We start from the raw sequence: 23,622 nt of genomic DNA, 5'->3' as shown, positions 1-23,622 counted from the left end.
CCCTGCGCGCCCCTCACGCACTGCAAAATACCGGCGGCGGCTAGCCCTCAAACCTGGCAACCAAGCGCCTGGGGCGTAGTTTTGCCGCCAGCGCGGGAGTAGGCCCGCCGGCAAAGGGGGCACAAGGTATGAGCAGGATATTTTGGGAATCGACTTTTGGGCGACGCTGCCAGGTGGCCAGCCTGTGGCTGGTGCTGGGCCTGCTAACGCTGCAATGCCGGCGGCTGCCGGGGGTAGCCTACGCGGCAGGGCCCCACGCCGAGCCGGTGGTGGTGCGGCCCGCCGGCGCCACGCGGGCCCTGCTCATCCGGGCCACGCTGCTGCTGCCGCACCAGGTGCTGGCCCCCGGCGAGCTGCTGCTGGATGCCCAGGGGCGCATTGCCTGCGTCGGGCCCGACTGTAGCGCGCACCCCGCGGCCCAGGGCGCCACCGTGATAGAGGCCCCCGGCAGCGTCGTTTCGCCGGGCCTGCTCAATGCGCACGACCACCTGCCCTTCGACCACCTGCGGCCCCGGCCAGTGACCGAGCGCTACACCAACCGCCACCAGTGGCGAATGGGCCTCGATGGCCACGCCAAGCTCGTAATCGTCCCCGATAGCACCCCGGCCCGGCTGGTGTGGAGCGAGCTGCGCCAGCTGGTGGTGGGCACCACGTCCATCGTTGGCGGAGCGCCCGGGCCCGGCCTGCTGCGCAACCTCGACCGCGTCGACCACCGGCTGGGACTAACGCAGCCGACCGTGCAGTACCTCGTGTTTCCCCTTTGGGATAAGCCCACCGGCCCGCGCCTCAACGACTGCGGCTACCCGCTATTTACCAGGGCGCCGGCCCTACCCCCCACCGGCCCGGTAGGTAACCTGGTGGCCCACGTGGGCGAGGGCACCGACGCCGCTACCACCAATGAGTTTCGCTGCCTGGCGGGCCTGCTGCCCGGCAGCTACCAGGCCCTGCCCGATGGCAGTGTCCTCATCCACGCGATGGCCCTGGCGCGCAGCGATGCCCAGTGGCTGGCCGCCCACCGCATGAGCGTGGTGTGGGCGCCGCACTCCAATCTGGCACTCTACGGCCAGACGGCCCCGGTGCTGCGCTACGACTCACTGGGCATCAACCTGCTGCTGGGTACCGACTGGGCGCTCACCGGCTCGGCCACGCTGCCCGAAGAACTGCGCTATGCCGCCGCCTACAACCAGGCCCGGCTGCACAGCCACTTCACCGACCAGCAGCTCTGGCAGATGGTCACCCGCAACGCCGCCCAGGGCCTGGGCCTGGCCGGCCAGCTGGGCGAGCTGACCGTGGGCGCGTGGGCCGACGTGGTGCTCTACGACGGGCGCGGCTGCGCCACGCCTTACCAGGCCGTGCTGCGGGCCCGCCCCGCCACCACGCAGCTGGTGCTACGGGCCGGGCAGCCGCTCTACGGCGACGCGCGGCTGTTGCGCCGCCTGCCGGCCAGCCGGGGACGCAGCCAGCCACTCCGCATCGGCCGGGGCGGCCCACGCAAACGCGTCTGCCTGGACCCGGAAGTGCCCGTTACGCTCCAGGAGCTGCGCCGCGCCAACCGCACGGCTATCGCCCTGGACCCAACCCCGCCGGCCCCGGCTTTTTAGGGTTTTGGGCAAACGCTTTTACCTGCGACTATCACCAGCATAACAGGGGGTAGGAACCCGATAAATACACGCTGGCGCCCAGTTTTCCCAGCTCCGTTCCTACCAAAAAAAAGCGCACTGGCCCACTGCCAGCGCGCTTTTTTTAACTATACCGCCCTACCCCCGGCTTACGCGCCAGCGGCCACCAGGGCCTCGGCGCGGGCCAGGGCGGCGGACAGGCCGGCCGCGTTTTTGCCGCCGGCCGTGGCGAAGAACGGCTGGCCGCCGCCCCCGCCCTGGATATCCTTGGCCAGGTCGCGCACCAGGGTGGTGGCGTTGAGCTTGCCGGCCTTGGCGATGTCATCGTCGAGCATCACGGCCAGCTGGGGCTTGCCGTCGAGGTCGGCGCCGAGCACCAGCACGAGGCCGGGCACGGCCTGGCGCAGGTCGTAGGCCAGCTTCTTGAGGTCGTCGGCGCTACCGGCCTGCACCTGGGCGGCCAGGAACTTCACGCTGCCCAGGTCTTTCACCTGGCCCACGAGCTGGGCTTTTTGCTGGTTGATTTGCTGCTGCCCAAACTGCTCGATTTGCTTGCGCAGGGTAGCGATTTCCTCGGTCTGCTTTTCCAGCGAGGTGAGCAGATGCTGCGGGTTGCCAAGGGCCTCGCGCACCTGGCCGAGCAGGTCGAGCTGCTGGTCTACGAAGGCTTCGGCGGCGCCGGCCGTTACGGCCTCAATGCGGCGCACGCCCGCGCCCACGGCGCTTTCGGCCGTGATTTTAAAGTAGCCAATGCTGCCCGTATTGGCTACGTGCAGACCGCCGCACAGCTCCACCGAATACTCCTTATCGAAGGTGATGACGCGCACGAAGTCGCCGTACTTTTCGCCAAACAAGGCCATCGCGCCCAGGTTTTTGGCCTCGGCGATGGGCACGTTGCGGCGCTCAACCAGCGGAATCTGCCGGCGGATGCGCTCGTTTACTACCCCCTCAATTTCGCGCAATTGCGCCTCGGTCACCTTCGTGAAGTGCGAGAAGTCGAAGCGCAGCAGCTTCTCATTCACCAGCGAGCCCTTTTGCTGCACGTGGCTGCCCAGCACCTGGCGCAGCGCGGCTTGCAGCAAGTGCGTGGCCGTGTGGTTGTTGCGGATGAGCGTGCGCCGCGCCACGTCGGGCCGGGCGCGCAGCTCGGTGGTCAGCTCCAGCGGCAGGCTCAGCGTGGTGTGAATGATGAGGTCGTTTTCCTTCTTGGTGTCGATAACGCGCACCTTGTCGAAGTCGCTTTCGAGGTAGCCGGTGTCGCCAATCTGGCCGCCGCTTTCGGCATAGAAGGGCGTCTGGTCGAGCACCAGCTGGTACTCGGTCTTGCCCTTCTTGTCGATTTTGCGGTAGCGCAGCAGGCGGGCGGTGGCCTCGTCGTGGTCGTAGCCTACAAACTCGTTGGGAGCGTCGTGCTGGGTCACGGTCACCCAGTCGCTCTGCTCGGTTTCCTGGGCGTTGCGGCTGCGGTTTTTCTGCTGCGCTAGTGCCTCTTGAAAGCCCTTTTCGTCTACTTTAAAACCACGTTCACGCGCAATTAGCGCGGTCAAATCAAGCGGAAAGCCAAAAGTGTCAGACAATTCAAAAGCGGTTTTACCATCGATTTGACGCAGACGCTCTTGACGCTTATACCAGATGGCATATTCTGAATTGTTAGCATCTCCATCCTCTGGCGTGTAATCAAACTTATCGTTTTCTGCAATTTGAAATATTGCTTCGAGGCGGCGCAGGCCGGTTTCAAGCGTTTTCAAAAACGCAATCTCTTCTTCCTCAATCACGCGCGTCACGAAGGCCTGCTGGGCTTTCAGCTCGGGGAAGATGCCGGCCATCTGGTCGGCCAGCACCGGCACGAGCTTGTAGAGGAAGGGCTGCTTCTGATTCAGCGACGAGAATGCGTAGCGCACCGCCCGGCGCAGAATGCGCCGGATAACGTAGCCAGCCTTCACGTTGCTCGGCAGCTGGCCGTCGGCGATGGTGAAGGCAATGGCCCGGATGTGGTCGGCAATAACCCGAATGGCGATGTCAATTTTCTCGTCCTCGGTGGCGGGCAGGTCGGTAACGGTGGCCGGCGAGGTGCCGTGGTACACTACCCCCGCTTCCTTGGCGATAAACTGGATAAGCGGCTGAAATACGTCCGTATCGTAGTTCGATTTCACGCCCGACACGGCCATCATCAGGCGCTCGAAGCCCATGCCGGTATCCACGCTCTGGGCGGGCAGCTTGATGAGCGACTTGTCGGCCAGGCGCTGAAATTCCATGAACACGTTGTTCCAGACCTCCACTACCTGCGGGTGGTCGGCGTTCACCAGCTCGCGGCCCGAAGTGGCGGCGCGCTCCTCGTCCGAGCGCAGGTCGATGTGGATTTCGGTGCAAGGGCCACACGGACCCGTGTCGCCCATCTCCCAGAAGTTGTCCTTCTTGTTGCCGGGCAGGATGCGGTCGTCGGTGGTGTACTGCCGCCACAGGGCCTGCGTCTCGGTGTCGGGGCCGGTGCCGTCGGTAGCATCACCCTCAAAATACGTCACGTAGAGCCGGTCCTTTTCGAGCTTATACACGTCCGTGAGCAGCTCCCAGGCCCAGTTGATGGCGTCCTTCTTGAAGTAGTCGCCGAAGCTCCAGTTGCCCAGCATCTCGAACATGGTGTGGTGGTAGGTGTCGTAGCCTACCTCCTCCAAATCATTGTGCTTGCCGCTCACGCGCAGGCACTTCTGCGTGTCGGCAATGCGCTTGTAGGGCGCGGGCTTGTTGCCCAAAAAGTAGTCTTTAAACGGCGCCATGCCGCTGTTGATAAACAGCAGCGTGGGGTCGTCCTTGACCACGAGCGGGGCCGAGGGCACGATGTGGTGGCCTTTGGAAGCGAAGAAATCGAGGAACTGCTGGCGCACGTGCGCGGCGGTAGGGAGCGACATAGCTGAAGTAAAAACGGCCCGCCGCGACAACGCCGACGGCAAGGCAAAGGTAGCCTGCTTAAACCCGCGCGCGAAACCAGTGGTTCACGCCCCGGCGCTTGCGGCCCGCGGAGGGGGGGTAGGGAGCGGCCACGGGCCGCCGTGTATCTTGCGAAGCTGAACCGGACTTTTTCTGCTAACCAGCTACCCCGCCCCCGCCCCGCCCATTATGCCCTACAAAGAGCGCGACATTACCAAGCAATATTTCACCATCGGCGAAGTGGCCGAGCAGTTTGGCGTGGCCACGTCACTCATCCGCTTCTGGGAAACGGAATTTGACGAGCTGGCTCCGCGCAAGAGTAAGAAGGGCAACCGCCTCTTCACGCAGGCCGACGTAGATATCTTTCGCACTATCTATCATTTAGTTAAGGAGCGCGGCTACACCATTGCCGGCGCCCGCGAGATGCTAAAGCAGAAGGGCGGCCAACTCAAAGACAAGATTGACGTGATTCAGAGCCTGGAAAAAGTGCGCGGCTTTTTAGTAAATCTGAAGAAGGAAATCGACGCGGCGCAGAAGGGCGAGTAGGCCCGTGCCAGCCTCACAGGCAGCCATACTATACATGCACCTCACTACTAGCGCCTTTGCCTTTCTGGCTACTGCCCTGGGCATTGGCGTGGCGGCCTCCACCGGGGCAGCTTTGGCCGGGAGCCGCTACCCGCGGCCTACCCCCCCTGCGCAGGCTGTGCGCGCGGTGCCGGCGCACCACCCGGCGCAGGCAGTGCTTTTTGACGCGGCAGCGGCGTGGGCCGAGTTTACGGAGCTGCTCCGCACCAATTACGGGTACTTTTCCCGGCCCGGCGTGGCGGGCAGCGCCATTCTTGCTTATTTCGAGCCGCAAGCGCTAGCTGCCAAATCGAAGGAAGAATTTCGGGACGTGCTGCAAGTTGTGGCCCACAACTTTGCCGACCCGCATTTTATCGTGGGGCCGCTTGATGCGCAGGATTACAACGTGGTGCCTACCAGCTCGGACCTCTCGGCGCGGTACCGCGCAGGCCGCTTCGAGCTAGTAGACGTTCGGCGCGACAGCGACGCGGCGCAACAAGGCATCCGGCCCGGCGCGCAGATTATACGCATCGACGCACGCACGCCCCAGGCAGCCGTCGAAGCCGTGATGGGGCGGCCCCTGGCGGACCTCTCCCCCGTGCAAATCGATGCGGGCCTCAACATTGCCCTGGGCGGCTTGCGCCAGCATTCGCGGCAGCTCACGCTGGGGGTCGGAAAGGCGCGCCAGCAGTACCCGCTGCGCTCGCCCGGCGAGCAAGCCGAGCGGGTGCGGGCCGCTCCCCCCCTCAGCCTGGAGCAACGGGGCGAGGTAGCTATCATTCGCCTCAACAACTCGTTGGGTCGGAACGAAACCATCGCGGCCTTCCGGGAGGCGCTGCAACAGGCCTTGCCGGCGAAAGTGCTCGTGCTGGACCTGCGCAATACGCCTAGCGGTGGCAACACGACCGTGGCCCGCAGCATCATGGGCCACTTTGTGCAGCGCGAGCAGCCCTACCAAATCCACGTGGTGCCCAGCGAGGAGCGGCGCTTTGGCGTGCCGCGCAAATTTGTGGAATACGTGCTGCCGCTCGCCCCCTACTACCCCGGCAAAGTAGTGGTGCTTGGGGGCCACTGGACCGGCAGCATGGGCGAGGGCCTGCTGATTGGCTTTGATGCGCTGGGCATTAAAACCGCGGGCTCCGAGCTGGCCGACTTGCTGGGGGCGCTCTTTAATGAGCGCCTGGCGCGCTGCGAGGCCAAGGTAGACTTAGGGGAGGAACAGTTATTGCAGGTGAACGGCCAGCCGCGCGAGGACTTCATTCCGGCCCTTTACCGGGAAGCCAGTGAAGGCCGTGCCGACCAGGATGTGCTTTTAGAAGAGGCCATCCGGGCCGTGAGGTAAGTCGCCGGTCGGGGCGCTTGCGCGGGCCAGGCACCGGGCGGCACCTGTACTTTCCGAGGCATTAACCAGCTCACCAAAAGCGTAAGATTACCAACCGGTTGCATGACCCCTACCCCCCCTACGAGCACCGACGACCTCTACCACGAGCTGGCCCTGACGCTGCTGCCCGGCATCGGCCCGCAGCTAACGCGCCAGCTGATGAGCTACGGCAGCTCGGCCAAAAACGTGTTTGCGCTGCCGCCCGGCAAGCTGCGGCGCATTCCGGGGGTAGGCGAAGCCACTCTCAAAATCCTGACCGGCCCCGCGCGCGGCCAGGCGCAGGCCCAGGCCGAGGCCAGCCTGCGCAAGGCCGAAAAGGAGGGGGTAGCGATTTTATTTTACACCAGCAAGCAGTTTCCGGCGCGCCTCAAGCTCATTCCCGACGCGCCGGTGCTGCTCTACTACCAGGGCCCGGCCAACCTGAACGCACCCAAAACCGTGGCCATCGTGGGCACGCGCCAGGCCACCGACTACGGCCGCGAGCAAACCGAGGCGCTGGTGCGCGGCCTGGTGCCGCACAACCCGCTCGTCATCAGCGGCCTGGCCTACGGTATTGATATCCTGGCGCACCGCGCGGCCTTGCAGGAAGGCCTGGCCACAGTGGGCGTAATGGCCACTGGCCTCGACATAGTTTACCCCGCCGCGCACCGCAAAACGGCCGAAAAAATGCGCGAAACGGGTGGCCTGCTCACCGAGTTTGCCTTCGGTACCCAGCCCGACCGCTACAACTTTCCGCAGCGCAACCGCATCATCGCCGGCCTAGCCGATGGCACGGTGGTAGTGGAAGCCGCCGCCAAGGGCGGCGCGCTCATCACCGCCGAGTTGGCCCTGAGCTACGACCGCGACGTGCTGGCCATCCCCGGCAATGTGTCGTCGGCCGCCTCGGCGGGCTGCAATGCGTTAATCAAAAACAATAAGGCCGCGCTCTACGCCGAGCCCGCCGATTTGGAGCAGCTCCTAAATTGGGACGCCGCCCTGTACCAGACCGGGAAATTTCAGCCTACCCCCTGCTACTCGCCCGACGACTTCACGGGCGAAGAGTTTGCTCTGGTGGGTGTGCTGGCCGCCGCGCCCGGCCGGGAGCTGCACATCGACGAGCTGGCCTGGCGGGCGCAGCAGCCCATTCATACTGTAGCCGCGCTGCTGCTGGCGTTAGAATTCAGCGGAGTAGTGCGGGCGCTGCCGGGCAAGAAATTTGGGCTTATCTAACTGAATTTATTGTTGATGACCTTATAAGCGGATTTACGCAGAAGCGTCCGTCATTCTGAGCTTACCGCGTAATCGCGCGTTGGTGTAACGACGCCCGAACGACGAGGAGCGAGCCTCCCCAACGAGCCGGGCATAAGGGCCGGCCGGCTTCCCAACCAACTTTCACTGCAACCTCACGCAGCTTCTCCCTATCTTTAGTATCGATGTTACTTTATAATAACAAGCTACTAGCTACTGCTACCCTACCCCTACCCAACCGCGGCCTGGCCTTCGGCGACGGGTTTTTTGAAACCCTGATTTTTATGGCAGGGCGCCTGCGCCTAGTCACTGACCACCTGGCCCGCATGCAGCAAGCCGCCGCTACCCTGCACCTGGAACTGCCCACCGCCCTCGCCACCGCGGAGGCGCTGCAAACTACGCTGGCCCGGCTGGCCATTGCCAACGAGCTGCCCGCCGCCCGCCTGCGGCTGCAACTATGGCGCGCCGGCGGCGGCCGCTACACGCCGCCTACTGATGCGGCCGAGTGGCTGGCCACCGCCGAGCCGTTCGCGGCCGATAACTCTGCCCTGATGTACGTCGATTTTGCCCGCGAAACTACTACGTTGCCCTCCCCGCTGAGCTTTTGCAAAGGGCCACAGGCCTGGCTCTACGTGCGCGCCGCCCACGAGCGGCAGCAGCGCGGGCTGGATGAGATTATTCTCTGCGATGCGGCCGGGTATGTGGCAGAAACCGGCGCAGCAGCTATTTTTTGGCTAAAAAACAACGTTTTGTACACTCCGGCGCTGGCTAGTGGCTGCGTGGCGGGCGTGCGCCGGGCGGCCGTGCTGCGGGCGGCCCTGGCCGCAGGCCAGGCCTGCCAGGAGGGACTCTACCAGCGGGAAGCACTCCTGGCAGCCGACGCCGTTTTCACGGCTAACGCGGCCGCTTTGCGGCCCGTGCGGGGGGTAGGCACTCACCAATTTGCTGCGCCCAGCGCAACGTGGCTGGCGTGGCTGAGCCAGTTTTAAGCTTTGCTATTACCCGCGGCCAGGAGAGTATTACCGTAGCTCGTTGTTGGCCTGATCGGCGTTGCGCAAGGCTTGCAGGCGCTGCCAATCGGCTTGGTGGCGATGCAGGTCGGCCTCCGTCACTTGGTGGGTAGCCAGCACTATTGCCCGCGGGCCGTAGCCTAAGTGCAGGGCGCTGAAGGCAATCAGCGAGCGATGCAGGGTTGAGAGCGGGGAAATACGCACGACTAAATAGCTGATGGGTGGACAAAAATAAGTACAATTTAGGTGCCAATTTTATCCATATTTGACCTGAACAAAAATATCCCTTAAAACACTTTAAAAACCTTTTTTTCGATAAAGAAGGTAAATTACTGGCTGAAAAGCTGAAAATACACGTCAAATAATTATAAAAAAAGTTATATCACGAAATCTAATACGCTATTCTGAGACAGCTGCTATTCTGGAGTAACTCAGGGTCAGCAATTTATTCCTATTCCTGCAAGGCTTCTCAGCTGTATTCACATTCTTCTCTGAAGAATGTGAATACAGCTGAAATAGCTCGATAAATAAATACGCATTCCAGCCAGAATTAGTAGCACCGCAGTCAATAAATAGTGCGTGGCCAGACGCAAGTGCTTTACTACCAACAGCAGAGAAGTCAGCAGCAGTGCGGCTTCCTGCCCGCCGCAACGGTACAGCCCATCAACAAATCCACTAGCGTGAATTTCAAGTCAGTGTACGCTTGTTGCCAGTTTGGCTCCCCCTCTCCTTTGCGGAGAGGTGACCGGGGGTGAGGCGAACGCGAGAACGAGCCGTGTACACCGACTTGAAAACCGCTCTGTAAAGCGCTAGCAATCTGAGTATTCACTTCGCGATAAAGCGCATGGGCACCACCAGCGAATCCTGGGTAGCGGGCGAGCGCACGAAGCGCAGGGCACCCAGCACCCGCTGGGCCTCGGTATCGAGGGCCCGGATGGCGGGGGGGGGGTAGGCAGCCTCGGGCTGCGTAAGCTCGCGGCGCACAATGCGCGGGGGCTGGCGCACCGAGCCGTTGGGCCGCACCTGAATGCTCACAAAAATGCGCCCGGTGGGCATAAGTACGTTGGGCTGGTCGGGGGCCGGGCGGGCCGACTCGGGGTACTGGGCCTGGGCCGACACAAACTCAAAAAACTGGTCGCGGCCGGCCGCTTGCCGCGTGGGGTCAGTTTCGTGCCAGAAGCGGGGCAGCACCGGCGACCGCAACGGCAAGGGCGTGGTGGCGGGGGGTAGGGGGCGCCGGTGGGGCAGCATCGGGAAGCCGGGGGCCGCGTAGCCCTCCTGGGCCTGGGCGGCCCCGGCGGCCAGCAGCAGCGCGCCCAACAGCGCCAATCTGATTATCATCCGCCTAAATTACTGCTAATTCTTCTTTTAAAGCTATTTAGGAAGTTTTGGGCTAACCGCATGGCGGGCCTTTCCAGTTCGTGCGCGCGTTGGCGGGCAGGATGGAATGGCGCGAACGATGATGCTCGCTGCGCGCACGAACCGGAAAGTAAGCGCTACTACCCTTTCACTTCTTCAACATCTTATTTATAAGCTATTGGTTAACACTTAACCCAGGAATACTACACCGCGACGGGCGCTTTGATGGCCGGCCAGGGGTCGTAGTTTTCGAGCTGGAAGTCGTCGTATTGGAAGCCCAGGATGTCCGTCACGGCCTGGTTGAGGCGCATGGTGGGCAGCGGGCGCGGGGCGCGCTCCAGCTGCTGGCGGGCCTGGTCGAGATGGTTGCTGTAGAGGTGCGTGTCGCCGCCGGTCCAGATAAATTCGCCGGGCTGCAGGCCCGTCACCTGCGCCACCATCAGGGTGAGCAGCGCGTAGCTGGCAATGTTGAAGGGCACACCCAGAAACACATCGGCCGAGCGCTGGTAGAGCTGGCAGCTCAGGCGGCCATCGGCCACGTAAAACTGAAACAGCGCGTGGCAGGCGGGCAGCTTCATCTGGGGCAGGTCGGCCACGTTCCAGGCGCTCACCACCATGCGGCGCGAGTCGGGCTGGGTCTTTAGCTGATTGATTATCTGCGCAATCTGGTCGATGTGGCCGCCGTGGCCATCGGGCCAGCTGCGCCACTGGTAGCCGTACACGGGGCCGAGGTTGCCGTTCTCATCGGCCCACTCATCCCAGATTTTCACGCCGTGCTCTTTGAGATAAGCGATATTGGTATCGCCCTGCAAAAACCACAGCAGCTCGTGGATAATGCTCTTCAGGTGCACCTTTTTGGTGGTGACGAGCGGGAAGCCCTCGGCCAGATTAAAGCGCATCTGCGGGCCGAAAATGGACAGCGTACCCGTGCCCGTGCGGTCGGTTTTGAGCGTGCCGTGGTCGAGGATTTCCTGTAGAAGAGCTTGGTATTGGCGCATGGGGGTAGGCGGGTTGCGAGCGGGCAAAAGTAGCGCCGGCCGGCCTTGCCTGCCCCGGGCGGCTACTTCGGCTTCTGCTCCAGCAGGGCTGCGGTTTCCTTGCTACCCCCCTCTTTGGCCAGGGCCAGGGCATCTTTGCCGTCGTCGTCCTTGGCTTTGGCATCGGCGCCGCTGGCCAGCAGCAGCTCCACCAGCGCCTTGTTGCCTTTGCCAGCCGCGGCCATGAGGGCGGTGGTTTTGAAGCCATCGGGCTGGTTGACCTGCGCCTTGTGCTTGAGCAGAACCTTTACCAGGTCGAGGCTGCCATTGCCGGCGGCCGTGACGAGGTAGGTAGTGGGGAAGCCTGGCACTATTTCGACCGGGGCATTGGGGTTGGCCCCGGCCGTCAGCAGAGTTTCGACAGCGGCGACGTTATTTTTCATAACTGCCGTTGCCAGTTCCTTGCTCGGCGCCTGAGCTTGGGCAGTAAAGGCAAAGCAGAACAGGGTAGCAATGAAGAGTATAGGCGTTTTCACTTTATAAGAATAAGTCAATTCGGGGACTAAGTTACGCAGGAATTAGCCTTACCGTATTGTTTTCAACACATACACGCCTACTACCGAAGCTGCATACTTCAGCAGTATTCAGGCGCAAAAAAGCCGCCTTCCAGGCGGCTTTTTTGCAATTAATTACTGGTTTATCAGAGCTTATCAGAGCTACGAAACTGTCGAAACATGAACAGAAACCCAGCAGCTATTCCCACGTGGCGAATTGTTGCCCCAAATAAATGGCCAAGCTCATAAGCAGTCATGACAGAAAAATACTAACTAGCGTGCGGGGCTCAGTGACGCGTTGCAGATATAACTGCTGCTTTTACAGCGAGGTCGTCTTCGTTTTTACCTCCACCGTGGCGGGCATCGCGGCCTTTACGGTGGCCATTTTGGCGCGGCAGCAGGCGGGCATACCGGCCATGCTGGTGCCGGCCATTCCTGTTGAGCACTTGGCGGCGGCCGCGGCGGTGCAATGGTCAGCTTTTTTGCCTTTGGCGGGCTTATCGCCGTCGTGAGCAAAGGCGGTGGCGGCCGAAGCCAGCAGGGCAAACGCGAGCAGGGACTTTTTCATGTGCTTGGGGCGAAACAATTGCGAAAATTAGGGGGTTAGAGGTAGTTGCGGCTTCTAAAGTACAACGCGTTTCGGACATCCCGAAGCGGGTGCGGGGCCGCATTTCACGCGCGGACTCGCAGAGTCTGCGCTACCACTTGTTATGCCTCTTCGCCGAACTGCCTACCTCACGCTGCTGGTGCTGGCCCTGCTCACGGGGCTGGCCGGCTACTTTGCCGCCCAGCTGCGCTTTAATTACAATTTCAACGACTTTTACCCCGCTGGCGACCCCGACCTGGACTACTACCAGGGCTATACCCAGCGCTTCGGCAACGACAACGACTACCTGCTGCTGGCCCTGGAGGCCGGGCCGGGCCAAACGGCTTTTTCGCCCGCTTTTCTAACCCAAGTTGATAGCCTCACACGGGTGGCGCGGCGGCAGCGCAACGTGCTGCACGTGACTTCGCCCACCACGCTTAGCCAGACCGTGGTGGAGGGCGTCGGGGCCTACACCCTACCCTACCTGCACCCGGCCGAGTACCGCGCCGACCCCAGCCGCCGCGCCGCCGACTCGACGCTCATTTATAAGACGCCGGGCCTGGTGGGCAACGTCTTCAGCCCCGATGCGCGGGCCGTGGCGCTGGTCATCCAGACCACGCCCGACCTCAAGAAGCCGCCCGGCGACTCGCTGCTGACGGAGTTGCGCGCCGGGCTGGCGCGGGCGGGGCTGCCCGAGGCGCGGGTGCATTTTGCGGGCAAGGTGGTGGCGCAGTCGGTATTTGTAGACCGCTTGCAGCGGGAGATGATTATCTTCATGTCGTTATCTTTCGCGCTGGTAATGGGGCTATTATGGCTCACGTTTCGCACCTGGTGGGGCGTTATTCTGCCGCTGGTGGTGGTGGTGGGTGCTATCATCTGGGGCCTGGGCGTGATGGGCGCCTGCGGCATCAGCATCGACCTGATGACGGCCCTGCTGCCGCTGATGCTGTTTGTGGTGGGTATGTCGGATACCATCCACATTATCAGTCGCTACGTGAGCGAGCTGGGCTACGGGGCGGGCAAGAAGCACGCGCTGCGCACCACGATTAAGGAGTCGGGCTTTGGGTCGGGGCTGTCGGCGCTGACGACGAGTATTGGCTTTTTTACGCTGATGACGAGCACCATCCGGCCCATTCACAACTTCGGGCTGTTTACGGGCATTGCCGTTATTCTGGCTTTCTTTCTGAGCTTCACGCTGTTGCCGGCCATGCTGGTACTGCTCAATAAGCCGGCGCTGCGCGAGCCGCGCAAGCATGGGCACGACTGGGACGGCGTGCTGGGCCGCCTGTTTGTGGGCGTGCTGCGCCGGCGCCGGCTGGTTTTTGGGCTCAGCGCGCTCATTCTGGTGGCCAGCGTTGGGCTGGCCACGCGGGTACGCATCAACTCGTCGCTGCTCGATGACTTGTCAAAAAACGACCCGGTGCGGAAAGATTTTGCGTTTTTCAACGGCCACTTTGCCGGCGTGCGGCCCTTCGAACTGGAGCTGAAGCCGGCCGGCGGGCGCGATGTGTACGACCCCGCCGTGCTGGCCCAGACCACGAAAATTGAGCACTACCTGGGTACTACTTACGGGCTGAAGTTTTCGGCCTCGCCGGCCACGCTGGTGCGCACGGTGCACCAGGCGCTGCACGGCGGCGGGCTGGCCGAGTACCGCCTACCCCCCGATTCGGCAGGCCTGGCGCGGTTGCGCGGGCCGTTGCGGCAGTTCAGGAAGCGGCCCGAGTTTCGGGCGCTGGTGCTACCCGATGGCAGCGCCGGCCGCCTCACCGGCCGCATGGTGGACGTGGGCAGCATCCGGGCCGACGCGCTGAATGGCGCGCTGCGCCACTTTTTACGCACCGGCATTGATACGACCATTTTGCGCACCCGCCTCACGGGCTCGTCCAACCTCATCGATAAGAATAATGAGAACCTGACCCTGAACATGATACAGGGCATGGCCATTGACGTGGCGATGGTCGTCGTTATCGTGCTGCTGCTGTTTCGGTCGGTGCGCATGACCCTGGTGGTGCTGGTGCCCAACCTGCTGCCCATTCTGGTGGTGGCGGGCGTGATGGGCCTGGCGGGCGTGAGCATGAAGGTGAGCACGAGCATCATCTTCACCATCGCCTTTGGCATTGCGGTGGATGATACTATTCACTTTATCAGCAAGTTGCGCCTCACGATGGGCCACGAGCCGGACTTGTTCAAGGCGGTGCGGCGCACGTATATTCTGGCTGGGCAGGCGGTCATTGTCACTTCGCTCATCCTGGTGGGCGGCTTCGGGACGCTGCTGTTCTCGTCGTTCGACGGCACGTTTTACGTAGGGCTGCTGATTGGGCTCACGCTGCTGTTTGGGGTGGTGGCCGAGCTGACGCTGCTGCCGCTGCTGATACTGGGCGTGTATGGGCGCAAGCGCAAAAAGGCGGGGGCGGTGCCGGAGCTGGTTGGCGGTAAGTGAGGGGGTAGGGCCGGTTGCGGGCGCAAAGTCGTCGGATTTTTCGGCGGCTTCAACCGCTTTTTCCCTTGGTTAGAAAGAATGTGCAGTAGCTCAGGCAGGGCCGAGAGCGTGGTTTGGGCCACGTTTCACCCTAGCCTTTCTGCGCATGAGCCTACCCCCCTTCTTCCGCCCGATGCTACTGGGCGCGGCCCTGCTGCTGGCTGGCGCCGCCCGCGCCCAGCAGCCCGACTCCGTTTTTGCCGACGCGCCCCGCGAAACGCTGGACCTGGCCAGCCCGCCCCGGTTTGCGCTGTACGACCAGGCTTTTTACCAAAATAAAGTGTTCCTGCTGGGCGAGTCGCACGGCGTGCAGCGGCTGCAAGACGTAGATTTTGCCCTGCTGCGCCACCTCAACCAGCGGGCCGGCGTGCGCCGCTACCTGGCCGAAGTCGATTGTGCCAAAGCCTATTACCTCAACGAGTACCTGCGCACCGGCGACGAGGCCACCCTGGCCCGCGTATTTGCCAGCTGGGTGCGCGAGCAGGCGCAGTGGGGCAACGCCGATTTCGTGGCCAAAATCCGCCGCATCCGGGGCCTGAACCAGACGCTACCGCCCGCCCGGCGCATTCAGTTTGTGGGCATCGACGGCGTGCAGGACTACGCGCTACTGGCCGATTACCTCAGTGACCAGCGCGCCGCCGGCCGGCCCCTACCCCCCCAGTTGGCCGCCGGCCTCGACTCGGTGCAAACTGCCCTGCGCGCTACCCCCGCCTTGGCCACCGACCTCGCCCTGCGCACCCAGCGCGCGCTGCGCCAAGCCGCGCCCGCCGCCCGCCGCGCCCTCGGCCGCCAGGCTTATGCCGAGGTGCTGCACGCGCTCACCAACCTGGGTTACGCCCGCACGCTGCCGGGCCGCGAGCAGCAGCTGTTTGCCAACTACCAGGCGGCCCTACCCCTCTGGCACCTAACGCACGAGAAGCTGTATGGCCTGTGGGGCCTGGGCCACGTGCCGCAGCAAAAGGGCCTGAATTTCAGTAGTCTGGCCGCTTACATTCGCCAAAGCACACTACCGGGCCACGACAAAATCGTGTCCATTCTCAGCACTTATTCGGGCTGCCGCATGCTGATGGCCTCGGCCGGGCTGCCCGCGCCCTGGCGCACGCCGGGCCAAGAGTTTACGGCAGTTGATAAGTTCAACCACGACGGGCCACTGGTGCGGCTGCAAGGGATAGCGGCGCTTAAGGCGCGTACGCTGCCCGGCAGCACCACACTCGTGCGGCTCGACGCGCCCGGCACGGCCGCCCACCGCCTGCCGGTGCACATCACCTACGCCCCCGGCCTTCCCGCCAGCCAGCAAATGCAGTTCGACCCCGCCCAGCCCGCCACCGCCTACGTGCAGTACCTGCTGCTGGTGCGCGACTCGGAGGCGGTGGCGCCCCTGCTGCCAGGCAGCGCCGGCGCCATTGGCCAGCGGTAGGCACCCCCGAAGACCATGCCAGCCGCATCTTGCACCTTCTTTGTCTGCTATGGCTTTTTCCTTCGCTACCCGGCGGCCCTCCCGCTCCGACCTTGGCCTGGTGACGGCCTACTGGCTGGTGGTGGCACCCGTGCTGCTGCTTCAGTACCGGGCCGATACCAGTGCGACGCTTGGCCGGCTGCTGCCGATAGTCGGCGCCACGGTGCTCTTCGATACCGCTACCGTGGCGCTGCTGGTAGGCGGGCTGCTGCCGCTGTTTTTGGGTGGCCGGCACTGGCTGGGGCTGGCGCTGCTGCCCGTATTTTTACTGCTGAGCGGCGGGGCGTACATCGGCCTGTATAGCCACCTGTTTGGGCACGCTCCGACGCTGTCGGCGGGCCGCGTGGTGCTGGGGGCCGTGCAGCACGCCAAAAGCTACGGCCTACTGGCGGTGCTGCTCACCGGCAAGCGCTACTTCGAGGCCCAGCGCCACGTGCTGCACCTGCAAAAGACGCAGGCCGAAAGCGAGCTGCGCGCCCTCAAGGCCCAGCTCGACCCGCATTTCCTATTCAATAACCTGAACGTGCTGCATATGCTCATCGGCCAGGATGCGGAGGTGGCGGGCCACTACCTGAGTTGCTTTGCCAACCTGTACCGCTACCTCATCCGGCACCGCGACGCCGATTTCGTGACGCTGGCCGACGAGCTGCGCTTTCTCGACGACTACGTGTATTTGCTGCGCCACCGCTTCGGCGCGGCCTACGCCTTTGCCACTACCCTTGCCCCTGGGGTAGACCCGGACCGGCTTTACACGGTGCCCGGCACGCTCCAGATTTTGGTGGAGAACGCGCTCAAGCACAATAGCGGCGACGAAGAAGACCCGCTGCTCCTCAGCCTGCACGTGCTGCCCAGCCAGCTGCGCGCCCACAACCCCCAGCGCCCCAAGCGCACGCGCCCCGAGCCCGGCGGCACCGGCCTGCGCAACTTGCAGGAGCGCTACCGCCTGCTGGCCAGCCAGCCCGTGCAGATTTTCGCTGATGCGGAGTCGTTTGTCGTCACGGTGCCGCTGCTGCGCCAGGGGCAGTAGCGCGCAGCTTCCGCTTCGCGCTACTTATTCATCTGTTTCCTTCCCTATGCGCCTGCTCCTTATTGAAGACGAGGCCCCTACGGCCGCCCAGGTTCGCAGCTTCGCGGCCCGCTACGGCCTGCCGACTCACGACGTGCACGAGGTGCGCAGCATTAAAAAAGGCCTGGCCTGGTTTGCCGAGAACGACATGCCCGCCCTCATTTTCTCCGATATTGAGCTGTTGGATGGCAACGTGTTCAGCCTCTACGAGCAGGTGCGAGTGACCTGCCCCATCATTTTCCTCACGGCCTACGACCAGTTTTTGCTGCCCGCCTTCCAGGCCAATGGCATCGGCTACCTGCTCAAACCCTTTACGTACGAGCAGTTTGCCGCCGCCCTGGCCAAGTATGAGGGCCTGCGCGCCAGCTTCGCCCCAGGCCCCGCACCGGCCCTACCCCCCACCCAGGGCCTGCCGGCGGCCGTGGTCGAGCAGCTGCGGGCGGCCCTGCACCAGCCGGCCCCCAGCTACCGCCAGCGCCTGACCGTGCGCCAGCCCAACAACAGCTTCTACCTGCTGCCCGCCGCCGACGTAGCTTTTTTGCAGGCCGACGAGGGGATAGTCTTTGCTATCGACCAGCGCGGGGCGCGCCACCCACTGGCCGGCACCCTCACCGAGTGGGAGCAGCAGCTCGACCCTGCTCATTTCTTCCGCCTCAATCGCAGCGAGTTGGTGCAGCTCAGCGCCGTGGCCAAGGCCGAGCCGTATTTCAACAACCGCTTGCTGGTCAAGCTCCGGCACGGGGCCACGCTCACCAGCAGCACCACCCAAACCGCGGCCTTTCGCCGCTGGCTGGAGGGGTAGCGACCAGGCCCTGAACCTACATATTGCGCGCTGACCTAGCCGACCCAGATGCGGGATTCGGCTGGGTCAGCGCGCGGTAGCCATGCCCCTGCGCGGCAGAAAACAAGTGCCTGCCTACCGTCCCAGACCCAGCGCTCCAGCACCCTAGGTCATAAGAACTGAGTAATTACTCACTTTTTATGCCGCTAAACGCAAAAAAATAACGCTGCAATCCAACTCTGGCCGCGCCATCTTCCCCTGGCTTTACTAGTATCATTCTATCAAAATTTGATAAGAAAATGCCAATAATTAGTTTTTTTCTTCTAAGAAGCAGCCCCTTTTGCCACCAGCCGCAAATTGGCGGGTGAACGGGTATCAAAAAAGCAGCTGGTAGCGGACGTAAAAACACTTTTCTGCAGATTACATGTAGTTCAGATGTACTTGTGATGTAGTACCTTGCCTGCGTTAACGACAGCACCCTGGGAAAGAATAACCCTCACAAACGTTTGCGATAGTTTGGCTTCAGGGCTGCTCGCCTACGGGGCTAATCGGTTTCTTCATACCTCTCTTTTTCACTTTTCTCCAGTCCCACCCAATGAAACAGCGATTTTCGTCTGCTTAACCCCGTGCCCGTGCTGCCCGTCGGCCACGGCGCGCCCACAGCAGCTAGCCCGCCCAACAGGCGCGGGCCATTAATCCAAGTTTCCATATTTACTCACTCTGTATGAAGAATTTTACTCCCCTGATAGTAGCTACTATGCTGGCGGCGGGGCCGCTGGCGGCGCAGGCCCAGACCTCCATCAAAGGGGTGGTCACCGGCGGGCCTAAAAACGACCGCCTACCCGGCGTGAGCATCGTGGTGAAAGGCACGACGCGAGGCACCACCTCCAACTCGGATGGCACCTACGCGCTGGTGTTGCCCACAACCACGGCTACGCTCATATTCTCCTACGTGGGCTACGAGCCCACCGAGCGCAAAGTGAACAGCACCCAAACTACCCTCGACGTGAACTTGACCGAGCAAAAAGCGCTCGATGATGTTGTGGTAGTAGGCTACGGCAGCGTAAAGCGCAGCGACCTCACCGGCTCGGTAGCGGTGGTCAAGACCGAAGACCTGCTCAAAACCATTCCGACCAGCATCAACCAGGGCTTGCAGGGCCAGGTGGCCGGCGTATCGGTAAACCGCAGCGACGGGGCGCCGGGTGCGGGTATCAGCCTCACCATTCGGGGGGCCAACTCGCTCTCGGGCAACACCGAGCCGCTTTACGTTATCGACGGCATTCCCTACATCGCGCCCGCGGCCTCGGCGGCCTCGGCGGGCACGGGCATTGCCTCGCAGCAAAGCACCAACGCGCTCTCGTTCCTGAACCCCCAGGACATTGCCAGCATGGAAATCCTCAAGGACGCCTCGGCCACGGCCATCTACGGCGCCCGCGGGGCCAATGGCGTGGTGCTCATCCAGACCAAGAAGGGCCAGGCCGGCACCGACAAGGTGGAGGTCATTGCCAACACGACCCTCTCGCATATAGCGAAGCGCATTAAGGTGCTCGACGCCTACCAGTACGCCCTGTTTCAGAACGAGGCGTACCAGAACAGCATTACCTACAACGGGTACGCGCCGACGCAGGCGCCCTTCCCCGGCATCACGGGCCCCGACCCCCTCACGGGTAAGGTAGTGCGCCAGCCGGCGCCCGAAGACTACCTCACCGGCCTGCAGGGCACCTCTTACCCCGACGGCTTTACGGGTACCAACTGGCAGGACCAGATTTTACGCACGGCCGTTACCAAGGACTACACGGTGCGCATGTCGGGCGGCAGCGACAAGGGTGGCTACTCCATCTCGGGCAACGTGCTCGACCAGCAAGGCATCGTAAAGAACTCCAGCTTCACGCGCTATGGCCTGCAGGCCAACATCAACCGCAAGCTGTTTAAGTGGCTGGAGTTTGGCACGAGCAACAACGTGACGTTCAGCAACTACAACCTGGCTAAGTCAAACTCTAACGGCAACGAGGCCAGCCTCATCAGCTCGGCGCTGGTATTTCCGCCCACGTTCCCCACGGTGGTAGACGCCGCCGCGCTGGCCCGTGAGAACAACGTGTCGTGGTACGCCGCCGCCAACCCGCTCACCTACTTGCAGCAGGCCAAAGACCAGACGGCCTCGACCAGCATTTACTCGGCCAACTACCTGCAGGTGCAGTTTACGCCCTGGCTGAGCTTTCGGCAGAACATCGGGGTAAACTTTAGCGGCAACAACCGGGAGGTCTACTATGGACGCCGCCTGCAGGAAGGCCGCACCGTGAACGGCTCCGCGTTCGTGTCGGACGATACGTGGCGGGCACTCACCCTAGAGTCGCTGCTGAACTTTAATAAGACCTTTGGCCAGGACCACTCGGTGAGCGCCGTAGTAGGTGCCACGCGCGAAAACAACAGCTACTACATGCGCAACATGTCGGCCACGGGCTTTCCCGACGACCTGCTGCAGGACAATAGCATCGGTAACGGCGCCAACCAGCGGCAGTTGAACAGCAACAAGTCGGACGGTGCGATTATGTCGCTGCTGGGCCGCGTCAACTACAGCTACAAGGGCCGCTACATGGCTACCGTGTCGTTCCGGCGCGACGGGTCGAGCCGCTTCAGCGAGCTGAACAAGTACGCCAACTTCCCCTCGTTTTCGGTGGGCTGGAACGTGAACGAGGAAAGCTTTATGCAGCGCATGCAGGTCTTCAGCACCCTGAAGCTGCGCGGCGGCTACGGCCTCACCGGCAGCCAGGCCATCGGGCCCTACGGCACGCTGTCGCTGCTCTACTACACGCCCTATGTGGCGGGCGGCAGCCTGCAGCCGGGCTACTCTGACAACCCCTACATCGGCCCGGCCGACCCGAACCTGCGCTGGGAAACGACCGGCCAGTATAACGTGGGCCTAGACCTTGGCTTTATGCAGAACCGCTTCACCTTTACGGTGGATGTGTACCGCAAGCTCACCCGCGACCTACTCCAGCGCATTTCGCTAAACCCGAGCAGCGGCTCGTTTTACCAGCAAACCAACTTCGGCTCGGTCGAGAATAAAGGCCTGGAGCTCTCGGGCATCGGCACGGTCCTGAGTACGCAGCGCTTTAAGTGGAACGTCAACGCCAACATCTCCTTCAACCGTAACAAGCTGCAGGACCTGCCCGGCGACCAGTACGCCCCGCGCCTATACTTCGGCGCCGACCAGTTCTTCCTGCAGCGCAACGGCCAGCCCATCGGGGCAATACTCGGCTACGTGGAGGACGGCTTCTACGACAACCTGGCCGAGGTGAAGGCCGACCCGCAGTTTGCTAACCAGTCGGAGGCCGTGCAACGCCAGCAGATTGGGGAGATTAAGTACAAAAACCTGGACAACAACCCCACCAGTATCAGCGCCTCCGACCGCACTATTATCGGCAACACCAACCCCAAGTATGCCTACGGGGTGACCAACAACTTCACGTACCGCAACTTCAACCTGAGCCTGTTTGTGCAGGGCGTACAGGGCGGCGACATCATCAACAGCAACCTCTACCAGATTCGGATGGGCCAAGTGGCCAACGTTCCGCAGTTTGTGTACGACGGCCGCTGGACGCCCGAAACCGCCGCCACCGCCACCTGGCCCAAGCCCCTGACCGCCGACACGCGCCAGGCCCGCCTCTCGAACCGCCTCGTGGAGGACGGCTCCTACGTGCGCCTCAAGAACATCAACTTCGGCTACGTTTTTAACAAGCCCCTACCCTTCATCGACAGCATCAACCTGTACGGGGCCATCGGCAACGTGCTTACTATTACGAAATACAGCTGGTACGACCCGGACGTGAGCGCTTTCGCCGGGGATGCTACCCGCCGGGGCGTGGACATGAACTCCTACCCCACCAGCCGCACCTATACCCTGGGGCTGCGCCTGGGCTTCTAACCGTATTTCTCCCACCCTGCCTGCTATATGAAAAAGCTCGTTACCTCGGCCCTCCTCGCGGCCACGCTGCTGGGGGCCACCTCGTGCAAAGACTTCCTCACCGAGAAGCCGGTTTCCGGCGTGGCCCCCGCCCAGATTACCTCGGCCGACCTGTACATTAATGGCGCCCTGAACACGATAATCGGGGAAACCATGTTCCGCTACGGGCCTTTCCCCAACCTGTGGGACTACGACAACGACGACGCGACCGGGGCCACCTGGGCCTTCGGCGATATTGGCGCCGGCAACTTCCAGAACTACTGGGGCATCGACAACGGCTGGAACGGCCCCTACATCCTGATTAACCACTGCAGCTTTGCGATGGCCCGGATTCAGGCCCTGACGATGGACGCGACGGCCCAGAAGGATGCCATTGCGCAGCTGCGGTTTTTGCGGGCCTGGGGCTACTACCTGCTGGTGCGGGCCTACGGGCCGGTGCCGCTGCTCAAAAAATCGGTGGCCGACGGCGAAACGCCGCAACTACCCCGTTCGCCCGTGAAGGACGTGTACGCCTTCATTATCGAAGACCTGAAAGCGGCCGAAGCCGACCTCTACCCGGCCGCAAATGCCGTGGTGGGCCACCCCAACCAGACGGTAGCCAAGAGCCTGCTGGCCAAGGTATACGTGACGATGGCCTCGGGCTCGCTGGCCAGCGGGCAGGTCACGGTGATGGGCGGCCCCACCTACAAGCTGGTGGCGGGCAAGCGCGTGTTGCTGGCCCCGGTGGCCCTCACCCACACCAAGACCGTGGTAGGAGGCCTGGAAGGACTGAACTCGACCGACTACTTCAAGCTGGCCCGCGACAAGGCCCAGGAAGTGATGAGCAGCGGCGCGTACACGCTCTTCCCCACTCACGCCGAGGTGTGGACGGTGGGCAACCAGAACAAGGGCGAACACATCTGGTCGCTGCAAACTATCTCAAACGACCCGAATTTTGGCAACGAGGTGTCGATGTTCCACATCGGGCGCATTAATCCAGCGAACAACGAGATTGAGGGCGGCTGGATTGCCTCGTCCGACCACTGGTACCACCTGTTTGAGGACAACGACCAGCGCATTACCACGGGCGTGCTGCACCGCTGGAAGCTCTACGGCAACTTTATGTACTACCCCTATTCCGACAGCTCGGTGGTGAAGGGCACCGACATGAGCGCCGAGGCCCAGGCCAAGCGGGCCCGCTACGGCTACCAGCCCACCGACGTGGGCAACATCGACGACGCGCACGTGGCGCGGCTGCGCAAGTTTGAAGCCATCAGCGACCGCACCGTCACGCGCGGCAACTTCAACTACCCGCTGCTGCGCTACCCCGATGTGCTGCTTATTTACGCCGAAGCGGCCAATGAGGCCAACGGCGGCCCCACGGCCGAGGCCCTGGAAGCCGTGAACAAGATTCGCCGCCGCAACGGGGCTTCCGAGGTGAAAACCATGAGCCAGCAGGCCTTCCGCTCCTTCGTGCTGGAGGAGCGCCGCCGCGAACTGGCCCACGAGGGCGACCGCCGCTGGGACCTGCTGCGCTGGGGCATCTACCTGCCCGTGATGAACGCGCTCGACAGCGACGAGAACAACGTGCTGAAGCGCCGCAGCACCAAGCACCTGCTGATGCCTATTCCGGTGACGGAGCTCAACATCAACCACGAAATCTCGGGCAACAACCCTGGCTGGTAAGCTTGCCGG

At 62.7% G+C, this 23,622-nt stretch carries 17 protein-coding genes; 11 read left to right on the top strand and 6 right to left on the bottom strand.

All coding sequences use genetic code 11. The features are described 5' to 3' along the window. Positions 1–128: 128 nt before the first annotated feature. Positions 129–1,601: an amidohydrolase family protein gene (locus E4631_RS15455; RefSeq protein ID WP_133656398.1), complete on the top strand. Its 1,473-nt coding sequence runs from the start codon at positions 129–131 to the stop codon at positions 1,599–1,601. Positions 1,602–1,768: 167 nt separating this feature from the next. Here the strand turns inward: E4631_RS15455 and alaS are convergent, their stop codons facing one another. After that, on the bottom strand, positions 1,769–4,525 hold the full coding sequence (gene alaS / locus E4631_RS15450) for an alanine--tRNA ligase (RefSeq protein ID WP_133656399.1): 2,757 nt from the start codon (positions 4,523–4,525) through the stop codon (positions 1,769–1,771). 208 nt (positions 4,526–4,733) lie between these two features. Between alaS and E4631_RS15445 the strand changes: the two genes are divergently transcribed. From E4631_RS15445 to E4631_RS15430, 4 genes are all read left to right on the top strand, one after another. Beyond that, positions 4,734–5,090: a MerR family transcriptional regulator gene (locus E4631_RS15445; protein ID WP_068334165.1), complete on the top strand. Its 357-nt coding sequence runs from the start codon at positions 4,734–4,736 to the stop codon at positions 5,088–5,090. A gap of 34 nt (positions 5,091–5,124) precedes the next feature. Then, entirely contained in the window at positions 5,125–6,450 is a 1,326-nt protein-coding gene (locus E4631_RS15440) for a S41 family peptidase (protein ID WP_133656400.1), read from the top strand. Positions 6,451–6,552: 102 nt separating this feature from the next. Further along, positions 6,553–7,698: a DNA-processing protein DprA gene (dprA, locus tag E4631_RS15435; protein ID WP_133656401.1), complete on the top strand. Its 1,146-nt coding sequence runs from the start codon at positions 6,553–6,555 to the stop codon at positions 7,696–7,698. Positions 7,699–7,901: 203 nt separating this feature from the next. Then, positions 7,902–8,705, top strand: a complete 804-nt coding sequence (locus E4631_RS15430) for an aminotransferase class IV (RefSeq protein ID WP_133656402.1) — start codon at positions 7,902–7,904, stop codon at positions 8,703–8,705. A 30-nt stretch (positions 8,706–8,735) separates the two neighbouring features. Here E4631_RS15430 and E4631_RS15425 read toward each other — a convergent pair whose 3' ends face one another. The 5 genes from E4631_RS15425 to E4631_RS15405 all read right to left on the bottom strand — a co-directional run bounded on the left by E4631_RS15425 (position 8,736) and on the right by E4631_RS15405 (position 12,184). Next, complete coding sequence (locus E4631_RS15425; RefSeq protein WP_133656403.1) at positions 8,736–8,930, bottom strand: hypothetical protein; 195 nt, start codon at positions 8,928–8,930, stop codon at positions 8,736–8,738. 621 nt (positions 8,931–9,551) lie between these two features. Next, positions 9,552–10,067: a hypothetical protein gene (locus E4631_RS15420; protein ID WP_133656404.1), complete on the bottom strand. Its 516-nt coding sequence runs from the start codon at positions 10,065–10,067 to the stop codon at positions 9,552–9,554. Positions 10,068–10,288: 221 nt separating this feature from the next. Then, positions 10,289–11,083: a thymidylate synthase gene (locus tag E4631_RS15415; protein ID WP_133656641.1), complete on the bottom strand. Its 795-nt coding sequence runs from the start codon at positions 11,081–11,083 to the stop codon at positions 10,289–10,291. Between the two features lie 62 nt (positions 11,084–11,145). Beyond that, complete coding sequence (locus E4631_RS15410) at positions 11,146–11,505, bottom strand: ankyrin repeat domain-containing protein (RefSeq protein WP_133656405.1); 360 nt, start codon at positions 11,503–11,505, stop codon at positions 11,146–11,148. Between the two features lie 430 nt (positions 11,506–11,935). Next, the gene (locus E4631_RS15405; RefSeq protein WP_133656406.1) at positions 11,936–12,184 is read right to left on the bottom strand and encodes a hypothetical protein; all 249 of its coding nucleotides are present in this window, start codon (positions 12,182–12,184) and stop codon (positions 11,936–11,938) included. 142 nt (positions 12,185–12,326) lie between these two features. Between E4631_RS15405 and E4631_RS15400 the strand changes: the two genes are divergently transcribed. From E4631_RS15400 to E4631_RS15375, 6 genes are all read left to right on the top strand, one after another. Beyond that, positions 12,327–14,642: an RND family transporter gene (locus E4631_RS15400; RefSeq protein WP_133656407.1), complete on the top strand. Its 2,316-nt coding sequence runs from the start codon at positions 12,327–12,329 to the stop codon at positions 14,640–14,642. Positions 14,643–14,787: 145 nt separating this feature from the next. Next, positions 14,788–16,098, top strand: a complete 1,311-nt coding sequence (locus tag E4631_RS15395) for an erythromycin esterase family protein (protein ID WP_133656408.1) — start codon at positions 14,788–14,790, stop codon at positions 16,096–16,098. Positions 16,099–16,147: 49 nt separating this feature from the next. Next, entirely contained in the window at positions 16,148–17,164 is a 1,017-nt protein-coding gene (locus E4631_RS15390) for a sensor histidine kinase (protein ID WP_133656409.1), read from the top strand. 46 nt (positions 17,165–17,210) lie between these two features. After that, complete coding sequence (locus tag E4631_RS15385; protein ID WP_166647989.1) at positions 17,211–18,005, top strand: LytTR family DNA-binding domain-containing protein; 795 nt, start codon at positions 17,211–17,213, stop codon at positions 18,003–18,005. Positions 18,006–18,708: 703 nt separating this feature from the next. Beyond that, a complete protein-coding gene (locus E4631_RS15380) occupies positions 18,709–21,909 on the top strand; it encodes a TonB-dependent receptor (RefSeq protein WP_133656411.1) in 3,201 nt (1,066 codons plus the stop codon). Between the two features lie 27 nt (positions 21,910–21,936). Further along, positions 21,937–23,613 carry a RagB/SusD family nutrient uptake outer membrane protein gene (locus E4631_RS15375; RefSeq protein ID WP_133656412.1) on the top strand — a complete coding sequence of 559 codons (1,677 nt, stop codon included), beginning with the start codon at positions 21,937–21,939 and terminating at the stop codon, positions 23,611–23,613. Positions 23,614–23,622: the final 9 nt, after the last annotated feature.

The organism is Hymenobacter sp. UV11, from assembly GCF_004684095.1.
GTDB lineage: Bacteria > Bacteroidota > Bacteroidia > Cytophagales > Hymenobacteraceae > Hymenobacter.
The sequence above is the reverse complement of the archived record's forward strand: the minus strand, read 5'-3'. Positions and strand labels throughout refer to the sequence as shown.

What these genes read in the sequence shown, in the direction of transcription:
- E4631_RS15405 (WP_133656406.1), bottom strand. Translation starts at nt 12,184, where the DNA reads ATGAAAAAGTCCCTGCTCGCGTTTGCCCTGCTGGCTTCGGCCGCCACC.
- E4631_RS15440 (WP_133656400.1), top strand. Translation starts at nt 5,125, where the DNA reads ATGCACCTCACTACTAGCGCCTTTGCCTTTCTGGCTACTGCCCTGGGC.
- alaS (WP_133656399.1), bottom strand. Translation starts at nt 4,525, where the DNA reads ATGTCGCTCCCTACCGCCGCGCACGTGCGCCAGCAGTTCCTCGATTTC.
- E4631_RS15375 (WP_133656412.1), top strand. Translation starts at nt 21,937, where the DNA reads ATGAAAAAGCTCGTTACCTCGGCCCTCCTCGCGGCCACGCTGCTGGGG.
- E4631_RS15380 (WP_133656411.1), top strand. Translation starts at nt 18,709, where the DNA reads ATGAAGAATTTTACTCCCCTGATAGTAGCTACTATGCTGGCGGCGGGG.
- dprA (WP_133656401.1), top strand. Translation starts at nt 6,553, where the DNA reads ATGACCCCTACCCCCCCTACGAGCACCGACGACCTCTACCACGAGCTG.
- E4631_RS15420 (WP_133656404.1), bottom strand. Translation starts at nt 10,067, where the DNA reads ATGATAATCAGATTGGCGCTGTTGGGCGCGCTGCTGCTGGCCGCCGGG.
- E4631_RS15430 (WP_133656402.1), top strand. Translation starts at nt 7,902, where the DNA reads ATGTTACTTTATAATAACAAGCTACTAGCTACTGCTACCCTACCCCTA.
- E4631_RS15400 (WP_133656407.1), top strand. Translation starts at nt 12,327, where the DNA reads ATGCCTCTTCGCCGAACTGCCTACCTCACGCTGCTGGTGCTGGCCCTG.
- E4631_RS15445 (WP_068334165.1), top strand. Translation starts at nt 4,734, where the DNA reads ATGCCCTACAAAGAGCGCGACATTACCAAGCAATATTTCACCATCGGC.
- E4631_RS15415 (WP_133656641.1), bottom strand. Translation starts at nt 11,083, where the DNA reads ATGCGCCAATACCAAGCTCTTCTACAGGAAATCCTCGACCACGGCACG.
- E4631_RS15385 (WP_166647989.1), top strand. Translation starts at nt 17,211, where the DNA reads ATGCGCCTGCTCCTTATTGAAGACGAGGCCCCTACGGCCGCCCAGGTT.
- E4631_RS15395 (WP_133656408.1), top strand. Translation starts at nt 14,788, where the DNA reads ATGAGCCTACCCCCCTTCTTCCGCCCGATGCTACTGGGCGCGGCCCTG.
- E4631_RS15410 (WP_133656405.1), bottom strand. Translation starts at nt 11,505, where the DNA reads ATGAAAAATAACGTCGCCGCTGTCGAAACTCTGCTGACGGCCGGGGCC.
- E4631_RS15390 (WP_133656409.1), top strand. Translation starts at nt 16,148, where the DNA reads ATGGCTTTTTCCTTCGCTACCCGGCGGCCCTCCCGCTCCGACCTTGGC.
- E4631_RS15455 (WP_133656398.1), top strand. Translation starts at nt 129, where the DNA reads ATGAGCAGGATATTTTGGGAATCGACTTTTGGGCGACGCTGCCAGGTG.